This window comes from Microbacterium sp. NPDC086615, from assembly GCF_040686055.1.
Lineage (GTDB): Bacteria > Actinomycetota > Actinomycetes > Actinomycetales > Microbacteriaceae > Microbacterium.
The window spans coordinates 15,250-30,749 of record NZ_JBFBJJ010000029.1 but is presented as its reverse complement, the minus strand read 5'-3'; the positions used below and the strand labels follow the sequence as shown (position 1 = coordinate 30,749).

13 protein-coding genes are annotated in these 15,500 nt (G+C 71.3%); 8 read left to right on the top strand and 5 right to left on the bottom strand.

Features of this window, described 5'->3' with window-relative positions:
• Positions 1-175 precede the first annotated feature (175 nt).
• On the top strand, positions 176-1,219 hold the full coding sequence (locus tag AB0O24_RS18065) for a 2-oxoglutarate and iron-dependent oxygenase domain-containing protein (RefSeq protein ID WP_363376798.1): 1,044 nt from the start codon (positions 176-178) through the stop codon (positions 1,217-1,219).
• Positions 1,220-1,471: 252 nt separating this feature from the next.
• Here AB0O24_RS18065 and AB0O24_RS18060 read toward each other — a convergent pair whose 3' ends face one another.
• On the bottom strand, positions 1,472-2,551 hold the full coding sequence (locus AB0O24_RS18060; RefSeq protein ID WP_275801726.1) for a VIT1/CCC1 family protein: 1,080 nt from the start codon (positions 2,549-2,551) through the stop codon (positions 1,472-1,474).
• Between the two features lie 295 nt (positions 2,552-2,846).
• Positions 2,847-4,706: a DEAD/DEAH box helicase gene (locus AB0O24_RS18055; RefSeq protein ID WP_363376800.1), complete on the bottom strand. Its 1,860-nt coding sequence runs from the start codon at positions 4,704-4,706 to the stop codon at positions 2,847-2,849.
• A gap of 582 nt (positions 4,707-5,288) precedes the next feature.
• Between AB0O24_RS18055 and AB0O24_RS18050 the strand changes: the two genes are divergently transcribed.
• Genes AB0O24_RS18050 through AB0O24_RS18040 form a run of 3 tightly spaced genes read left to right on the top strand, consistent with a single transcriptional unit; the run spans position 5,289 to position 7,440 of the window.
• The gene (locus tag AB0O24_RS18050; RefSeq protein WP_363376796.1) at positions 5,289-6,149 is read left to right on the top strand and encodes an SGNH/GDSL hydrolase family protein; all 861 of its coding nucleotides are present in this window, start codon (positions 5,289-5,291) and stop codon (positions 6,147-6,149) included.
• Between the two features lie 5 nt (positions 6,150-6,154).
• The gene (locus tag AB0O24_RS18045) at positions 6,155-6,676 is read left to right on the top strand and encodes a DUF3806 domain-containing protein (RefSeq protein WP_363376794.1); all 522 of its coding nucleotides are present in this window, start codon (positions 6,155-6,157) and stop codon (positions 6,674-6,676) included.
• Positions 6,673-7,440: a hypothetical protein gene (locus AB0O24_RS18040; RefSeq protein WP_363376792.1), complete on the top strand. Its 768-nt coding sequence runs from the start codon at positions 6,673-6,675 to the stop codon at positions 7,438-7,440. The genes AB0O24_RS18045 and AB0O24_RS18040 overlap by 4 nt, the downstream gene beginning before the upstream one ends.
• 154 nt (positions 7,441-7,594) lie before the next feature.
• Here AB0O24_RS18040 and AB0O24_RS18035 read toward each other — a convergent pair whose 3' ends face one another.
• Together AB0O24_RS18035 and AB0O24_RS18030 are read right to left on the bottom strand one after the other, a co-directional pair.
• Positions 7,595-8,401: an RNA methyltransferase gene (locus tag AB0O24_RS18035; RefSeq protein ID WP_363376791.1), complete on the bottom strand. Its 807-nt coding sequence runs from the start codon at positions 8,399-8,401 to the stop codon at positions 7,595-7,597.
• A gap of 223 nt (positions 8,402-8,624) precedes the next feature.
• Entirely contained in the window at positions 8,625-9,827 is a 1,203-nt protein-coding gene (locus tag AB0O24_RS18030) for an amidohydrolase family protein (protein ID WP_363376789.1), read from the bottom strand.
• Between the two features lie 78 nt (positions 9,828-9,905).
• Here AB0O24_RS18030 and AB0O24_RS18025 point away from each other — a divergent pair, with 78 nt between their 5' ends.
• A complete protein-coding gene (locus AB0O24_RS18025; RefSeq protein WP_275797871.1) occupies positions 9,906-10,754 on the top strand; it encodes a Sir2 family NAD-dependent protein deacetylase in 849 nt (282 codons plus the stop codon).
• Positions 10,755-10,768: 14 nt separating this feature from the next.
• Here the strand turns inward: AB0O24_RS18025 and AB0O24_RS18020 are convergent, their stop codons facing one another.
• On the bottom strand, positions 10,769-11,608 hold the full coding sequence (locus tag AB0O24_RS18020) for a PaaX family transcriptional regulator C-terminal domain-containing protein (RefSeq protein WP_363376786.1): 840 nt from the start codon (positions 11,606-11,608) through the stop codon (positions 10,769-10,771).
• A 108-nt stretch (positions 11,609-11,716) separates the two neighbouring features.
• Here AB0O24_RS18020 and AB0O24_RS18015 point away from each other — a divergent pair, with 108 nt between their 5' ends.
• Genes AB0O24_RS18015 through AB0O24_RS18005 form a run of 3 tightly spaced genes read left to right on the top strand, consistent with a single transcriptional unit; the run spans position 11,717 to position 15,485 of the window.
• The gene (locus AB0O24_RS18015; RefSeq protein ID WP_363376785.1) at positions 11,717-13,207 is read left to right on the top strand and encodes an FAD-dependent monooxygenase; all 1,491 of its coding nucleotides are present in this window, start codon (positions 11,717-11,719) and stop codon (positions 13,205-13,207) included.
• Positions 13,204-14,874, top strand: coding sequence for an AMP-binding protein (locus AB0O24_RS18010; protein WP_363376783.1), 1,671 nt, complete (start codon positions 13,204-13,206; stop codon positions 14,872-14,874). The genes AB0O24_RS18015 and AB0O24_RS18010 overlap by 4 nt, the downstream gene beginning before the upstream one ends.
• A complete protein-coding gene (locus AB0O24_RS18005; RefSeq protein WP_275797863.1) occupies positions 14,874-15,485 on the top strand; it encodes a flavin reductase family protein in 612 nt (203 codons plus the stop codon). The genes AB0O24_RS18010 and AB0O24_RS18005 overlap by 1 nt, the downstream gene beginning before the upstream one ends.
• Positions 15,486-15,500 lie beyond the last annotated feature (15 nt).

The window sequence follows — 15,500 nt, the reverse complement described above, 5'->3', positions numbered from 1 at the left end:
CGCCTAAGCGTCGCGGACCATGCACAACCCCGTTTCACCGCGTGATCGCGCGGCTAGATCACCATCCCATCCACACGTTCTTGCCTATAACCCCCGACGGGGTGCGCTGACGGCTCCTCGTAACCGTGACAGCGCAGAAACACCCGCGTGACACGACCCGCCTAGCGTCGGGGCCATGCCCCCTTTCTCGGTCCCCACCATCGACATCTCCGCCTGGGTCGGCAGCGGATCCGACGACGCCCGCGCCGCGGTGGTGGCCGCGGTGGACCACGCGGCGCGCACCGTCGGCTTCATGCAGGTGGTGGGCCACGGCATCCCGGACTCCGTCATCACGGCTCTCGCCGCCGAACTGGACGAGTTCTTCGCGCTCCCCCTCGAGGCCAAGAAGGCGTTCGTGCGGCCCGCGGCCGAGAACCGCGGATACAGCCCGCCCAAGAGCGAATCGCTGAGCTACAGCCTGGGCGTCGATCCGGTCACCCGGATGAACGACTTCTTCGAGGCGTTCAACGTGGGAGCGTCGTGGCGCGACTACCTCGGAACGGGCGCCACGGCGGCAGACTACGCGGAGAACACGTGGCCGGATGCCGTCCCGTCGTTCCGCGGCGCCGTCGAGACGTACTTCGACGAAGCGCGGCGGGTGGCCGGGACGCTCACGCGCATCCTCGCCGCGGCGCTCCGGGTGCGCGAGGACTTCTTCGACACCCTCACCGACCATTCGATCGACGTGCTGCGGATGAACAACTACGCCCTGCCCCCGGGCTCGATCGAGCTCGGGGCGGAGCTGACGGGGATGGGCGAGCACACCGACTTCGGCCTCGTCACGGTGCTCTGGGCCGACCAGGTCGCGGGGCTGCAGGTGCTCGGCCAGGACGGGTCGTGGAACGACGTCTCGCCGGCCGACGGGGCACTGCTGGTCAATCTCGGTGACGTGGCAGCCCGGCTGACGAACGACAAGTGGATGTCGACGCTGCACCGGGTCAAGCCGCCGGTGATCGACGGGACGATCGAGCGCCGACGATCGGCGGCCTTCTTCCACGACGGCAACGCCGACGCGGTCATCGCTCCGCTCCCGCACTTCGTGTCGCGCGAGGCCCCGGCGCTGTACGAGCCGGTGACGGTCCGCGAGCACATCGCCGCGAAACTCGCGGGCTCGCGGGCCGGACGGAAGAACGTCACCGCGGTGCGCGAGGCCGCGCGAGTCGCCGCCAGCCGCGGATAGCCCGGCCGCCGACCCTCCCGCGGTGCGGCGCGAGCCGGGGTGCGGCGCGAGCCGGGGTGCGGCGGGTTCGCGGCGCGGGGCGCAGCACCGTCGACCACGCCATAAACGCGATCCGCGCACAGAAACACGCTCTGCACGTGTTTCTGTGCGCGAATCGCGTTTATGCCCGCTTGCGCGGTGCCGCACGAACGGCGGACACCGCCACACCCCGGGCGCGCTCCGGGCGAGCCACAGCCCCGGCGGGCCGCGGCCTCAGGCCGCCGACACCCCGAACAGCAGACCGAGCACGTAGGTCACCGCGGCGGCCCCGAAGCCGATCGCGAGCTGACGCAGGCCGCGCTTGAGAGGCGACGCACCCGAGAGCAGGCCGACCATCGCACCGGTGCCCATCAGTGCCACGCCGACGAGGGCGAGCGCGACGACGACCGCGACGATGCCCGACAGGCCGAAGATCCACGGCAGCACGGGGATGATCGCGCCGGAGGCGAAGAACAGGAAGCTCGAGAGCGCCGCGCCCCACGCGCTGCCGACGACCTCGTGCGACGACTCTCCCGGAGCGGCCGCGGCGGGAGCCGTTCCGGCCTGGGCGGCGGTGACGACCTCGCGCGCCTTCGCGAGGGCGTCGTCGGGTTCCATGCCGCGCGTGCGGTACACGAGCGCGAGTTCATTGGCATCCAGATCCAGGTGGGGCAGAGCCGAGTCGGCGAAGTCGCTCTCTTCAGTCGCTTCGAGCAGCTCGCGCTGCGAGCGCACCGACACGAACTCGCCGGCGCCCATCGAGAGGGCCCCCGCGAGGAGTCCGGCGACGCCGCTGAACAGCACGAAGCTGGGGGCGACGCCGGTCGCACCCACGCCCATCACCAGGGCGAGGTTCGAGACGAGTCCGTCGTTCGCGCCGAAGACGGCGGCGCGGAAGGTTCCCGAGAGACGCCGACGACCCCGCGCGGCGAGACCGCGGACCACCTCGTGGTGTACGCGCTCGTCGGCGGCCATCGCCGCTGTCGCGTACGGCTCGTCGGCGTAGGGCGAGCGGGCCTCGGCGTTCTGTGCCAGGGCGAGGACGAAGATCGAGCCGAAGCGGCGGGCCATCCAGGCGAGCAGGCGGGTTCCGATGCCGGGCTGCGGCAGCCGCTGCGGCTTCTCGCCGAGCAGGTCGATCCAGTGCTGCTCGTGGCGTCCTTCGGCGTCGGCGAGCGCGAGCAGGATGTCGCGTTCCTCCCCGGTGCGGCGGGAGGCGAGTTCGCGGTAGACGCGCGCCTCGGCGCGTTCGTCGACCAGGTAACGCGCCCAACGGCGGCGGTCGCGGGCGGTGGGTGTGGCGGGAGTCGTCACGGGGCTCCTTCGGGTCGACCCCACCGTAGTGAGCGAGAACCCCTCCCCGGGCGCGTCGGCTGACACTGACAGCATTTCGGGGACCCGAAGCCCGGAAAGCCGCGGCTGCCGCGGCGGAGATGCCAGTATTTCGGCGGCGCGAAGTCGTCTCGCGGCACACCTGCATGACCGATCCCGTCGAGCATGGTCGCCGAGCGCGCACGAGTGCACTTCTGCCCCACTGGTCCTGCAGATGAACCGCACGGCGTCAGCGTGTCGCGGCGACCCGCCGCTCGGCGCACAGCACGAACCGGGTTCAGGAGTGCACGCGCTTGCGCAGCAGGTCGATGCGCGCCTGCAGCTGCGCGACGGTTGCGTGCGACACGGCAGGTCCCCCGCAGAGACGCCGGAGCTCGGCGTGGACGAGGCCGTGCGGCTCCCCGCTCTGCCGCGCGTAGAGACCGACCATCGTGTTGAGAAGCTGACGCTGCTCTTTGAGCGTGCGGTGCAGCGGCGCGGGAAGCCCGCCCTCGTCGACGGAGGGCGGTTCGACGCCGTTCTCCTTCTCGTTCGCCTCGCGCGTGGAGCGGTGCCGCGACTGCCGCGTGGCGCGCGACATGAGCACCTCGTGCACCTGCTCGGGCTCGAGAAGGCCCGGGATGCCGAGGAACTCCTCCTCCTCGATGGTTCCGGGAACAGCGAGCTGGCCGAACTCCTGCCCGTCGAACATCACGCGATCGAAGTGCGCGAGCGAACCCAGCGCCTGGTACTCGAACTCCTGCTCGAGCGCGTCGGAGGCTTTGTCCTCGCGCTCGGCGGCGTCCATCATGTCTTCTTCGGCGTTCCACTGGTCGTCCGCGTCGCTGTCGCGGTCGAGGGCGTGCTCGCGCTGGGCCTCCATCTCGCCGGCGAGGGCGAGCAGCTGGGGCACGTTCGGCAGGAACACGCTCGCGGTCTCACCGCGGCGCCGCGCGCGGACGAAACGGCCGATGGCCTGCGCGAAGAACAGCGGCGTCGAGGCACTCGTGGCGTAGACACCGACGGCGAGACGCGGGACGTCGACGCCCTCCGACACCATGCGGACGGCGACCATCCAGCGGCTCGTGCCCTTGGAGAACTCCTCGATGCGACTCGAGGCCTCGGCCTCGTCGGAGAGGACGACGGTGACCTTCTCTCCCCCGATGTCTTCGAGGATGGCGGCGTAGGCGCGCGCGGCGGTCTGGTCGGTCGCGATGACGAGGCCACCGGCATCCGGGACCGTCTCACGCACCTCGGTGAGGCGCCGGTCGGAGGAGCGGAGGACCGCGGGGATCCAGTCGCCGTTCGGATCGAGCGCGGTGCGCCAGGCCTGGGACGTGATGTCTTTGGTGTTGTCCTGGCCGAGCTGGGCCTCCATCTCTTCCCCGGCCTTGGTGCGCCAGCGCATCTGCCCCGCGTAGACGAGGAAGAAGACCGGCCGGACGACGCCGTCTTCAAGGGCGCGTTTGTAGCCGTAGGCGTAGTCGGTTCGGGAGAGGCGGATGCCCTTGGAGTTCGGGTGGTACTCGACGAACGGGATGGGCGCCGTGTCGCTGCGGAACGGCGTTCCCGAGAGCAGCAGACGGCGGGTCGCTCGACTGTAGGCCTCGCGCAGCGCGTCGCCCCAACTGAGGGCGTCGCCGCCATGGTGCACCTCGTCGAGGATGACGAGGGTTCTGGCATCCATCGTCAGTCGCTGGTGCACCTCGGCCTTGACCGCGACCTGCGCGTAGGTGACGGCGACACCGTGGTACTGCCGCGAGGGCGTGGCGTGGCGGTTCGAGAAGAACGGATCGAGACGGATGCCGACCCGCGCGGCCGCCTCGGCCCACTGGGACTTGAGGTGCTCGGTGGGGGCGACCACGACGATACGGTCGACGACGCGCCGGCGCATGAGCTCGGACGCGAGGCGCAGGGCGAAGGTGGTCTTACCGGCGCCCGGGGTCGCGGCGGCGAGGAAGTCGCGGGGACCCTTGCCCACACCGTCGGGTCCGTCGGAGCCGAAGTATTGGTCCAGTGCCTCGGCCTGCCACGCGCGCAGACGCTGCGCGGTTCCCCAGGGCGCACGCTGCGGGAACGACGGCGAGAGGTGCTCGGCCGCGAACGACCCGAAGTGCGGCTCGGTGCCGTCGAGCGGAGCCGGGGCATCGCCCGGCATCGGGTGGCCGGCAACGGGCGCGGTGGCGTGGGTGGGATCGACGGGAGCGGATGCCGCGGGCTCGGTGCCCGCGGCAGCGGGAGACACGGGAGCGGGGCCGGGGCTCGCCGACGGGCCAGGGCTTGCGACGGGGCCGGGACTCGCGACGGGGCCGGGACTCGCCACCAGGGCTGGGCTCGCGACCGGGCCGGGGCTGGCCACCGGGCCCGGACTCGCAACCGGGCCGGGGCTCGCAACCGGGCCAGGGCTCGCGATCTTCAGGGGCGCGCCGCCGTCGGCGGGCGTCGGAGGGTGTTCCAGGTTCTGGGTGCGGGCTTCGTCTTCCAGCATCGAACCTCCATCCCTCGCGAGCGCGAACATCAACGATAGGTCACCGCCGACCGGGCGTGCGCCGGGGTGTGGACGGATCGGCCCGCGCACCGGCCATAAACGCGATTCGCTCACATAAACGCGGGGAGAACGTGTTTCTGCGCGTGGACCGTGTTTATGGGTGCGCCGCCGCGCGTACCCGCCGCGCCGTGCCGCCGGCTGCGCCCCTTGCCGTGTCGGAGGCCCGGGTTAGCCTGGGGGTCGGAGGTTTCGATGACACTCGATCCGCACTCGCCCCGCACCTCGTCCTCGCCCGACAACGCCGGACCGCACCCGTGGCGGCGATACGTCGCCCTGGGCGACTCGTTCACCGAGGGCATCGGAGACCCGCTCCCCGACGGGGGCCACCGCGGCTGGGCCGACCGCGTCGCCGAGGTGCTCGCCACGCAGGTCGACGACTTCGCCTACGCGAACCTGGCCGTCCGCGGCAAGCTCATCGGGCAGATCGTCGCCGACCAGATCGAGCCGGCCCTCGCGCTCAAGCCCGACCTCATCACCTTCTCCGCGGGCGGAAACGACGTCATCCGCCCCGGAACCGATCCGGATGCCGTGGCCCAGCAGTTCGAGGATGCCGTCATCCGCCTGCGCCGCGACAACGCCACGGTCGTCGTGTTCACGGGCATCGACACGGAGTTCACGCCCGTGTTCCGTGGCATCCGGGGCAAGGTCGCGATCTACAACGAGAACATCCGCGCGATCGCCGATGCGCACGATTGCGTCGTCGCCGACCAGTGGGGGCTGAAAGAGGTGCAGGACATGCGCTTCTTCGACGACGATCGCCTGCACTACAACCCTCTCGGCCACCACGAGGTCGCGCGCATGGTGCTGCGGGCGCTGAACGTCCCCAACGACCTCCAGCCGATGCAGCCCGAAGCGCTCGCCGCCACGACCTGGAGGGCCGCCCGCGAGAAGGATCTCGTGTGGGCGCGGTCGTACCTGGTGCCGTGGGTTCTGCGCCGGCTCCGCCATCAGTCGTCGGGCGATCACGTGCTCGCGAAGCGCCCCGAGCCGCTGCCCGTGGTGACCCTCGCCCCGGGTCCGGATGCCGCGGCCTCACGCGGCACGCAGGCCTGACCGCCGTGGTCTCGAAGGGCTTTCGCGGATTGTTCCGCGGCGCGCGGTCCGAAAGCCAGCCGACGCCGCCGGTCTCGCCGTCCACCGCCTCGTCCGTCCCGCCGACGGCACCGGCCGAGGGGCCGACCTCGGGGCCCCTGTCGGCCGACCTCGCCGCCGAGATGGACGCGCGTCGAGAGTGGGTGTGGACGTCGGTGAGCGCCGATGCCCCGCTCGACCGGAGTGACAACCACACCGCGCTCTCGGTGATCGCAGCTCTCGTCGCCGAGGTCCGCCCCGACGAGACGTGGAAGCTGCAGTCGCTGGGGACCGTGTTCGGCGACGTCCTCGCCCGCGTGACCGGCGCGGAGTGGGTGCAGGTCGACGACGAGTTCGGGAGCGATGCTGCGCTCCGGTTCGGCGGACCCGACGACCTCGCGTTCCCGATGACCATGATCTCCAAGCGGATGGAGGCCGGCGAAGACGTCGACGTCCTCGAGCTGTTCCGCAGCGTGGCGACCGCGATCGGCGAGGCGCAGGCTCAATGAGCGACGTCGAGGGACGCCCCACCGTCGAGCTACCCGAAGCGGTTCTCGCCCTGCTCGCCGCCGCCGACGCCGACGCCGACACCCTCCTGCGCGATGCCGAGTCGCTCGCGACGGGGCTGGCCGACACGGGGTGGACGCCCGACGTGGAGAGTGGGCGCTTCGCGGCCGGCGACTGGGATCTCCTGTCGTCCGCGTGGGCGCCGAATCTGTCGGTGTTCTTCGAGGGCGAGGAAGACGAGGTGCGCATACGGGCGCAGGCCGTGGCATCGTTCCTCACCTCTCAATCGGAGCGGTGGGCGTTTCACACCGACGGTGACGAATGGTCGGAGTGGACCCTCGACGACGTGCGGTGGACCGAGGGGGACGGGATGGCCCTCCATCCCCTGGAATGGAAGGGTGGCGGCGTCGTCGTCAGTCTCTACATCCAGCCCGACTATCAACCGGGCAAGATTCTGGCCCCCGCGAATCTGCACCTCGGCATCGACCGCGCCGACACCCCGCCCGAGGGGCTCCCCCGCGACGACGAGCGTGCGCGTCGCGTGGTGCGCGACGGGTCGGTCGTCGACCGGTGGTTCCTCGCCGGGGAGCACGAGCTGCCCGACGACGTGATCGCCGCACTGGAGAACGACCCCGACTCCCGTGTGCGCGCCGCCGCGGAGTCCGAGCGTTGGTACCGCGAGCGCACGATCATCGGAACCCCACCGATGCTCGAGGCAGACGGCCCCGGCCCCGAGCAGCCTCCCGCTCGTTTCGCTCCGCGGTAGCACGACACCCTGCGGTCGCGGATCGCAGCGCCTCTCGCACGCGGAACGCCTCTCGAGAGGCGGGAGATCGTCGTCCGCGCCCGGGGCTCGCGCGCGCGCCCCGCGATGCGGGAGCGCGTCCTCGAGGAGCCCCCGACGCCCGGACGCGCGATCCTCAGCGCCTCCCGCGCCCCAGCTCCCACAGCGCCACGGCGCTCGCCGCGGCGACATTGAGCGAGTCCACTCCCCCGGCCATCGGGATCGTCACGACCGTGTCGGCCGCGGCGAGCGCACCACGGCTCAGTCCGTCGCCCTCGGCGCCCAGCAGCAGGGCGACGCGCTCGTGCCCCGCCGCGGAGAAGGCGTCGAGCGTGACGGCGTCGTCCGAGAGGGCGAGGGCGGCGAGATGCAGCCCGGCCGCGTGCAGGAGCGGTTTGGCTTCCGACCACTCGGGGAGGCGCGTCCACGGCACCTGGAACACCGTCCCCATGCTGACGCGAACGCTCCGCCGGTAGAGCGGGTCCGCACACCGCGGCGTCACGAGCACGGCATCCGCCCCGAGGGCCGCCGCGGAACGGAATGCCGCCCCGATATTGGTGTGATCGACGATGTCTTCGAGCACCACGACCAGCCGCGCGTCCTTGACGACCTCTTCGACGGATGCCAACGCGGGGCGATGCATGGATGCCAACAGCCCCCGATGCACGGTGTACCCCGTCACCCGCTCGGCGATCTCGGCGGGGACGACGTAGATCTCGGCATCCTCCCCCGCGAGAGCGAGGGCATCGGCGAGGAACTTCTCCTGCACGAGGACCGACCGCGGACGGTGGCCGGCACGGAGTGCGCGGTCGAGGACCTTCGACGACTCCGCGATGTACAGCCCGCCCGCGGGCTCGGTCACCCGCCGGAGCGACACGTCCGTGAGATCGCGGTAGTCGGCGAGGCGCGGGTCGTCGGCGGAGTCGAGCGGGATGACGGGCATCCGTCCATCGTGCCAGCCCTCGCGCGCACCCGACTCGCCCGCTCCCGCCGTGTCCTACCCGGCCCGTGCCGCGACACCCGGCCAGCGCTCGTCGCCGCAGACGGATGAGTGTCCAAAACATCCGGAACGTTCGAAAATTCGTCCGGGTTTCGTGGACACTCAACGAAAGAGAGCCCTTGCACAACGGGAGCGCCCGCCACGGGAGGGCACGCGCCCGATCCGCTCACGCGACGTGCAGCACCCGCCCACCGCCGACGACCAGGGCGCGCTCGGGGAGCCGGACGAGCGCGTCCATCGGGTTCTCGGCATCCATCAGCACGATGTCCCCACGGGCGCCCACCTCGAGATCGTGCACCTCACGCCCTACCGCCCACGCCGCCGCGGTCGTGGCGAGCCGCGCGACGCGGAGCAGATCCTCGTCGCGGACGAGTCCCGCGGCCCGCGCGTACTGCCACGCGATGCCGAGCGTGTCGCCCGTGCCATAGGGGCTCCAGAGGTCGCGGATGCCGTCCGTGCCGAACGCGAAGCGCACGCCGGCGGCGTCGAGCTCGGCGAGGGGCAGTTGCGGGAGCCGCAGGGGTGCGACCGTCGTCATCGAGACCCCGACCTCCGCCATCGCGGCCAACAGGTCGCGACGGTGCGAGGGCTCCAGCTGGGCGACCGCGAAGCCGTGCGCGATGTTCACGCGGCCGCGCAGGCCGAGCCGCGCGGCGCGGTCGACGAGCAGCTCGATCTGGAACGCGCCGAGCTCGGCGGGGTCGTGCAGGTGGATGTCGACACCCACCCCGGTGTCGGCGGCGAGCGCGGTGATCGCGTCGATCTGTCCGACGGGGTCGCGGTCGATGGTCGCGGGGTCGAGCCCGCCGATCGCGTCGACGCTCGGCCGGGTCGCGGCATCCCGCAGCGAGTCGAGCACGCCGGGGCGACGCAGGACGCCGTCCTGCGGGAACGCCACAATCCGCACGTCGAGCGCGCCCTCGTAGGCGGCGGCGGCTTCTTCGACCGCCTCGATCCCGCGCAGCCCGACGCCGGTGTCGACGTCGACGTGGGTGCGGATCGCCGTGGTGCCGTGACGCACGAACTCGCGCAGGACGTGCGCGGAGCGTTCGAGGGAGGGGATGCCGAGGGCGTCGCGTTCGGCCCGCTCGTGGCGGATGCGCCCCTCGGTGGTGCCCTCGCCCCCGTATGAATGCCACGGCAGTCCCCACCACGACTTGTCGACGTGGGCGTGGGCGTTCACGATGCCGGGCAGTGCGAGGAGGCCCCGCCCGTCGAACTCCCGGACGCCGATCGGCGCGGACCCTGCGGGGGTGACGGCGGTGATGATTCCGGCATCCATCGCGATGTCGACCGGCTCTCCGCCCCACGGTCGCACGCGGCGGAGGCAGGTGATGTCGAGCATGGCGGGTGGGGGGAGAGCGCTCATCCCTCCAGTATCGACGGCGTTCGGGTGCGCGTCCGATGGGCGACGGCCCGCCCTAGACTCGATACGACGGAGGTGCGCATGACCGACACGACGAAGGATGCCGAGTCCTTGGCATCCATCGATCGGGCCGTCGAGGTGCTTGCGGGTCGCCGGATCGCGGTGCTCACGGGCGCGGGCGTGTCGACGGATTCGGGCATCCCCGACTACCGCGGAAAGGGTGCTCCCACCCGCACTCCGATGACGGTGCAGCAGTTCCTCTCCAGCGCCGAGGCCCGCCGCCGGTACTGGGTGGGCAGCCACCTGGGGTGGAAGGTCTTCGCCGCGGCCGAACCCAATGACGGCCATCGTGCTCTGGCCGATCTCGAAGCGGCGGGGGTGTCGAACGGCGTCGTGACGCAGAACGTCGACGGTCTGCACGTGCGCGCGGGCAGCGGGCGGGTCGTGGAGCTGCACGGCACGATGCGCCGCATCGGCTGCCTCCACTGCGGGCAGATCTTCGACCGCCGCGACCTCGCGGAGCGCATCGAGGCCGAGAACCCGTGGATCACCGCCCCCGAGAACGTCGAGCTCGGCCCCGATGGTGATGTGACCCCGACCTCGGCCGAGGGTTTCGTCGTCCCCGTCTGCTCGGTCTGCGGGGGCACCCTGAAGCCCGATGTGGTCTTCTTCGGCGAGTACATCCCGGTCGAGAAGTTCCGTGAGGCCGAGCAGTTGGTCCACGCGAGCGAGGCGCTCGTCATCGCGGGGTCATCGCTCGTGGTGAACTCCGGCATCCGCCTCGTGGAGCGGGCGCGCCGACGCCGCCTCCCCGTCGTCATCATCAACCGCGGCGAGACCCGCGCGGATCGCCGCGCCGCGGTCAAGGTCGACGGAGGCACGACGTCCGTGCTGCGCGCGTTCGCGGAACGGTTGCCGGGCCTGCTCTGACGCCCCCGTGACGACTACGCCTCTCGGGTGAAACCGACCGCCCCGCCCTCGAGGAACGCTCGGTGCGCCCCGCGCACCGTCAGCCCCGTCAACCGTTCGATCGCGGCCGTCGCGCGGTCGCGCAGCTCGCCGTGGCGACGCACGAACACCTCGTGCGCGCGCGGCGCGTTCCACCCCGCGGGCAGGAGAACGCTCGGCAGGTCGGGGTCGGTGAAGGGAAAACGACGGTAGTCGTCGGTCAGCCGCACACGTGCCACGAGGGCGTCGTCATCGTTCGCCTCGGGCTCGGCCACGTCGTGAGTGTGCACGAAAGCGCCGTAGAGCGAGTCGAGCGCGTCGAGGTCCCACCCGCGGGCCGCGATCGAGCGGTCGTGATCGAGGTCGCCGGTCCGGCTGACGAACACGTCGGAGCCCACACCGTTGGTCTCCATCAGCTCTCTCGCCGCGGCCACGCGGTCGCCGGGGGCGATCCAGACGGCGGGCTGCAACTGGCCGAAGCCCAGCCAGGTGAGGCTCTTGCGCATCTCATCGCGCGCCGAGCGATCACCCGCCCGTGTGGCGATGAGCGTCCATTCCCCGCTCCAGTCACCGGCGACGTGGCGGAAGATGCGCTCTCGCCCCTCGTCGAGCAATTGCCACGCTTTCGGCGAGAGTACGTAGGTGGTCAGCCGTCCGTCGCGGCGGGTGTCGAACCAACCGTCGGCACGCAGGCGTGACATGACCACGCGGGTGGTGGCCGGCTCGATGTCGAACAGCTGCAGCACGTCACTCAGACCGCGCAGGGGCACCTCGCCGTCGCCGCAGTAGCGGAAGTAGTCCCCGAGGAGCGTGAAGACGAGGGAGCGGGGGCGCATGCGAGAACGTTACCCGAGATGAATGTAACGAAGCTATGGCGCAGAACACATTTGTGTTGCATACTCGTTGCGTCGTGACGGATCGACATCTTCAGCAAGGAGGCTGACATGCGTATCGCGATCATCGGAGGCGGTCCCGGCGGCCTTCTCTTCGCCGCCCTGGCCGCGCGCAACATCCCCCACGCCGAAGTCGACCTCTTCGAGCGCAACCGCGCCGACGAGGCGTTCGGCTTCGGCGTCGTGTTCTCGGATGCCACGCAGAGCGGGGTGGATGCCGCCGACTCGGCGCTGAGAGAGACCCTCGACGCCTCGGGGGTGCGGTGGGACGCCATCCGGGTCACCGCGAAGGGCGAGACCATGACGTTCGGCGGCAACGGCATGGGCGCGGTGTTGCGCAAGGATCTGCTCGCAGCCCTCCAGCGGCGCGCCACGGAGGCCGGCGCCCATCTGCACTTCTCCACGCCGCGACGCGTCGACGAGCTCGACGACTACGACGTGATCGTCGCCGCGGACGGCGCGAACTCTCAGGCCCGCGCCACGATCGGCGACGACACCCTGGGCGTGACCTACGAGACCGCCGCCGCCAAGTTCATCTGGTTCGCCACCGACGCCCCCTTCGAGGGACTGACCTTCTTGCACACGCACGCCGACGGACTGCCGGAGGATGTCGCCGGGGTCTTCGCCGCGCACGCGTACCCGATCGGCGGGGGCCTGTCGACCTTCATCGTCGAGACCGACGAGGACACCTGGCGCGCCGCCGGACTCGACGGTTTCGACCCGGCCACTCCCCCGGGGCCGAGCGATGAGCACAGCCAGCGCCGGCTGGAGGAGATCTTCGCGCCCCTCATCGGCGGCGCGCGCCTGATCGGCAACAACTCCCGGTGGGGCAACTTCCGCACGATCCGCGCGCGCAGCTGGCATCACGGCAACGTCGCCCTGCTCGGTGACGCCGTGCACACCGCTCACTTCTCGGTCGGCAGCGGCACGAAGATGTCGCTCGAGGACGCCATCGCCCTCGCCGATGCACTCACCGCGCACCCCGACGACATCGACGCCGCATTCCTCGCGTACGAGGCGGTCCGGCAGCCGCAGGTGGCCCGCATCCAGGGCGCAGCCCGACCGAGTCTGTCGTGGTGGGAGAACTTCGGCACCTACTTCCACGCCTTCGAGCCCTGGCAGTTCGGATTCCACTTCTTCTCGCGCGCTCTGCCCGCGGCGAAGATCGCCCGCCGCGATCCGGATGCCGTGCGCCGAGCGCTCGATCGGTGGCAGAGCCGGCACGGGGCGCCACCGTTGGAGTCCGCCGTCACGGGGCTCCTCGATCGACGCGTGGTCGACCGCGATGGCTTGCCCCCTGTCGTCACCGTGGCGGCGAGTGACGGCATCCGCCCCGACGACGCCGTGCGCGAGGCCCTCGCCTCCCACCGCGATGCCGCCGCGGTGCTGGTCACCGGGGGCAGCGCTCTCGACCGTCAACTCCTCGCCGAAGCGGCACGCCTGCGCCACGGCGTGGCGGCGATCATCGACGAACCCGATTGCGACGAAGATCGAGCCATGACCCTGGTGCTCTCGGGCCGCGCGGATGCGGTGCTGCGATGAACACGCGCGCGGGACGGACACCCTGGCCCACCGAGTTCGCCGAGCGGTACCGCGCCGAGCGGCTCTGGCAGGGCCGCACGCTCGGCGAGGTGTTCGCCGAGACAGCGGGTCGCCACGCCAACGGCGTCGCGCTGGTCGATGACGGTGTGACGCTGACCTACGGCGATCTGCTCGACCGCGCCGACGCGTGCGCGGCGCGCCTCCTCGACCTCGGCATCGCGCCCGACGACCGCGTCGTCGTGCAGCTGCCCAATCACTGGACGTTCGTCGTGCTCACGCTGGCGTGCCTGCGCGCCGGTGTCGTCCCGGTCATGGCCCTCCCGGCGCACCGGGAGCACGAGCTGCGTCACCTGGTCGAGGCATCGGAGGCGGTCGCGCTCGTCAGCCCCGACACCCTGCGCGACTTCGACCACCGCCGGCTGTCGTGCGCGCTGCGCGAGACGAGTCCGACCCTGCGACACGTCATCGTGCTCGCCGACGCCGATGCCGCGCTCCCCGACGACGTCGAGCGCCTCCTTCCGCTGTGCGCGCCATCCGACGAGAGCACTCGCGGCCGGACTCTGCCGACCCCGGATGCCGACTCCGTCGCGGTGTTCCTCCTCTCCGGGGGCACGACGGGTCTGCCGAAGCTCATCGCGCGCACGCACGACGACTACCTCTGCAACATCGTGCTGACCTCACCGCCCACCGCGATCGGCGCCGACACGGTGTACCTCGCGACGCTGCCGATGGGGCACAACTTCCCTCTCGCCTGCCCCGGCGTCCTGGGGACTCTGTTCGCCGGGGGCACGGTCGTGCCGTTGGGCTCGCCGCGGCCCGAGCGGGCGTTCGCCGCGATCCGTCAGCACGGCGTGACCCACACTGCCGCGGTGCCGGCGGTCGTGGCATCCTGGCTCGATCACGCGGGAGCCGTGGGCGTCGACGCGCTGCGCACCTTGCGTGTGCTGCAGGTCGGCGGGGCGCGTCTGGCGGACGAACTCGCCGAGCGGGCGGTGCGAGATCTTCCCGGGACGCTTCAGCAGGTGTTCGGCATGGCCGAGGGCCTCATCAACGTCACCCGGCTCGACGACCCGGTCGAAGCGATCGTGTCGACGCAGGGGCGACCGGTGTCGGCGCACGACGAGCTGCGCATCGTCGATGAGGCGACCGGGGTGCCGGTTCCCGACGGCGCACCCGGCGTGCTGCTCACGCGCGGCCCCTACACCCCGCGCGGGTACTACGACGCTCCCGAGGCGAACGCCCGGTCGTTCACCCCCGACGGCTTCTACATCACGGGCGACATCGTGCGCCTGCGGCCCGACGGCAATCTCGTGGTCGAGGGCCGCAGCAAGGACATGATCAACCGCGGCGGCGAGAACATCTCCGCCGAAGAGGTCGAGAACCTCGTGTACGGGCTGACGTCGGTGCGGCTCGCGGCCGCGGTCGCCATGCCGCACGACACCCTCGGCGAGACGGTGTGCCTGTTCGCGGTCCTGCACGACGGGCACGAGCTCGATCTCGGCACGGTGCGCGCGCACTTCGACGCATCCGGGGTGGCGGCGTTCAAGCGCCCCGACCACCTCGTCACCGTCGACGAGCTGCCACTGACCAAGGTGGGCAAGATCGACAAGAAGGCTTTGCGCGAGATGCTCGCCGCCGAGCTCACGGCATCCGGAAAGGTCCCCTGATGTTCATCGACGCCGCCGGCCTCTCCCCCGCGGACACGTACCGCCTGCTCGTCGGGTCGGTGGTTCCCCGTCCGATCGCCTGGGTCACGAGCGGTCGCGACCCCGTGAACCTCGCGCCGTTCAGTTCATTCACGTGGGTGAGCCAGCATCCGGCGATGCTCGGCTTCACCGTCAACAAGCGCGCGAGCGGCCGTAAGGACACGATCCGCAACATCGAGGAGCACGGCGAGTTCGTCGTGAACATCGCCGATGAGACGATGCTGTCCGCCCTGCACGCGAGCAGCGAATGGATGCCGCCCGAGGTCGGCGAAGCCGAGCGCCTGGGCCTCGCGCTCGAGGAGTCGCGCGTGATCGGCGTCCCGGGCCTCGCCGATGCACCCGTGCGCATGGAATGTCGCTACCACTCGACCACGGCGTTCAGCCCCACCGGTGGCGAGTTCGTCGTGGGCACGGTCGTGGGCTGGACCGTACGTGACGACGTGGTGCGGATGGGTTCGACGGGCGCAGCCAGCATCGACACCGCGCTTCTCCGACCGATCGGGCGCCTGGCCGGTCCGCGTTACACCCCGCTCGGTGAGGTCGTGGAGCTGCCGCCGGTGCCGGGCGGCTGAGGGGTGCTCTCACCG

What these genes read in the sequence shown, in the direction of transcription:
- AB0O24_RS18055 (WP_363376800.1), bottom strand. Translation starts at nt 4,706, where the DNA reads ATGCCGGGCGATGCCCCGGCTCCGCTCGACGGCACCGAGCCGCACTTC.
- AB0O24_RS18030 (WP_363376789.1), bottom strand. Translation starts at nt 9,827, where the DNA reads ATGAGCGCTCTCCCCCCACCCGCCATGCTCGACATCACCTGCCTCCGC.
- AB0O24_RS18020 (WP_363376786.1), bottom strand. Translation starts at nt 11,608, where the DNA reads ATGCGCCCCCGCTCCCTCGTCTTCACGCTCCTCGGGGACTACTTCCGC.
- AB0O24_RS18050 (WP_363376796.1), top strand. Translation starts at nt 5,289, where the DNA reads ATGACACTCGATCCGCACTCGCCCCGCACCTCGTCCTCGCCCGACAAC.
- AB0O24_RS18005 (WP_275797863.1), top strand. Translation starts at nt 14,874, where the DNA reads ATGTTCATCGACGCCGCCGGCCTCTCCCCCGCGGACACGTACCGCCTG.
- AB0O24_RS18010 (WP_363376783.1), top strand. Translation starts at nt 13,204, where the DNA reads ATGAACACGCGCGCGGGACGGACACCCTGGCCCACCGAGTTCGCCGAG.
- AB0O24_RS18040 (WP_363376792.1), top strand. Translation starts at nt 6,673, where the DNA reads ATGAGCGACGTCGAGGGACGCCCCACCGTCGAGCTACCCGAAGCGGTT.
- AB0O24_RS18065 (WP_363376798.1), top strand. Translation starts at nt 176, where the DNA reads ATGCCCCCTTTCTCGGTCCCCACCATCGACATCTCCGCCTGGGTCGGC.
- AB0O24_RS18025 (WP_275797871.1), top strand. Translation starts at nt 9,906, where the DNA reads ATGACCGACACGACGAAGGATGCCGAGTCCTTGGCATCCATCGATCGG.
- AB0O24_RS18035 (WP_363376791.1), bottom strand. Translation starts at nt 8,401, where the DNA reads ATGCCCGTCATCCCGCTCGACTCCGCCGACGACCCGCGCCTCGCCGAC.
- AB0O24_RS18015 (WP_363376785.1), top strand. Translation starts at nt 11,717, where the DNA reads ATGCGTATCGCGATCATCGGAGGCGGTCCCGGCGGCCTTCTCTTCGCC.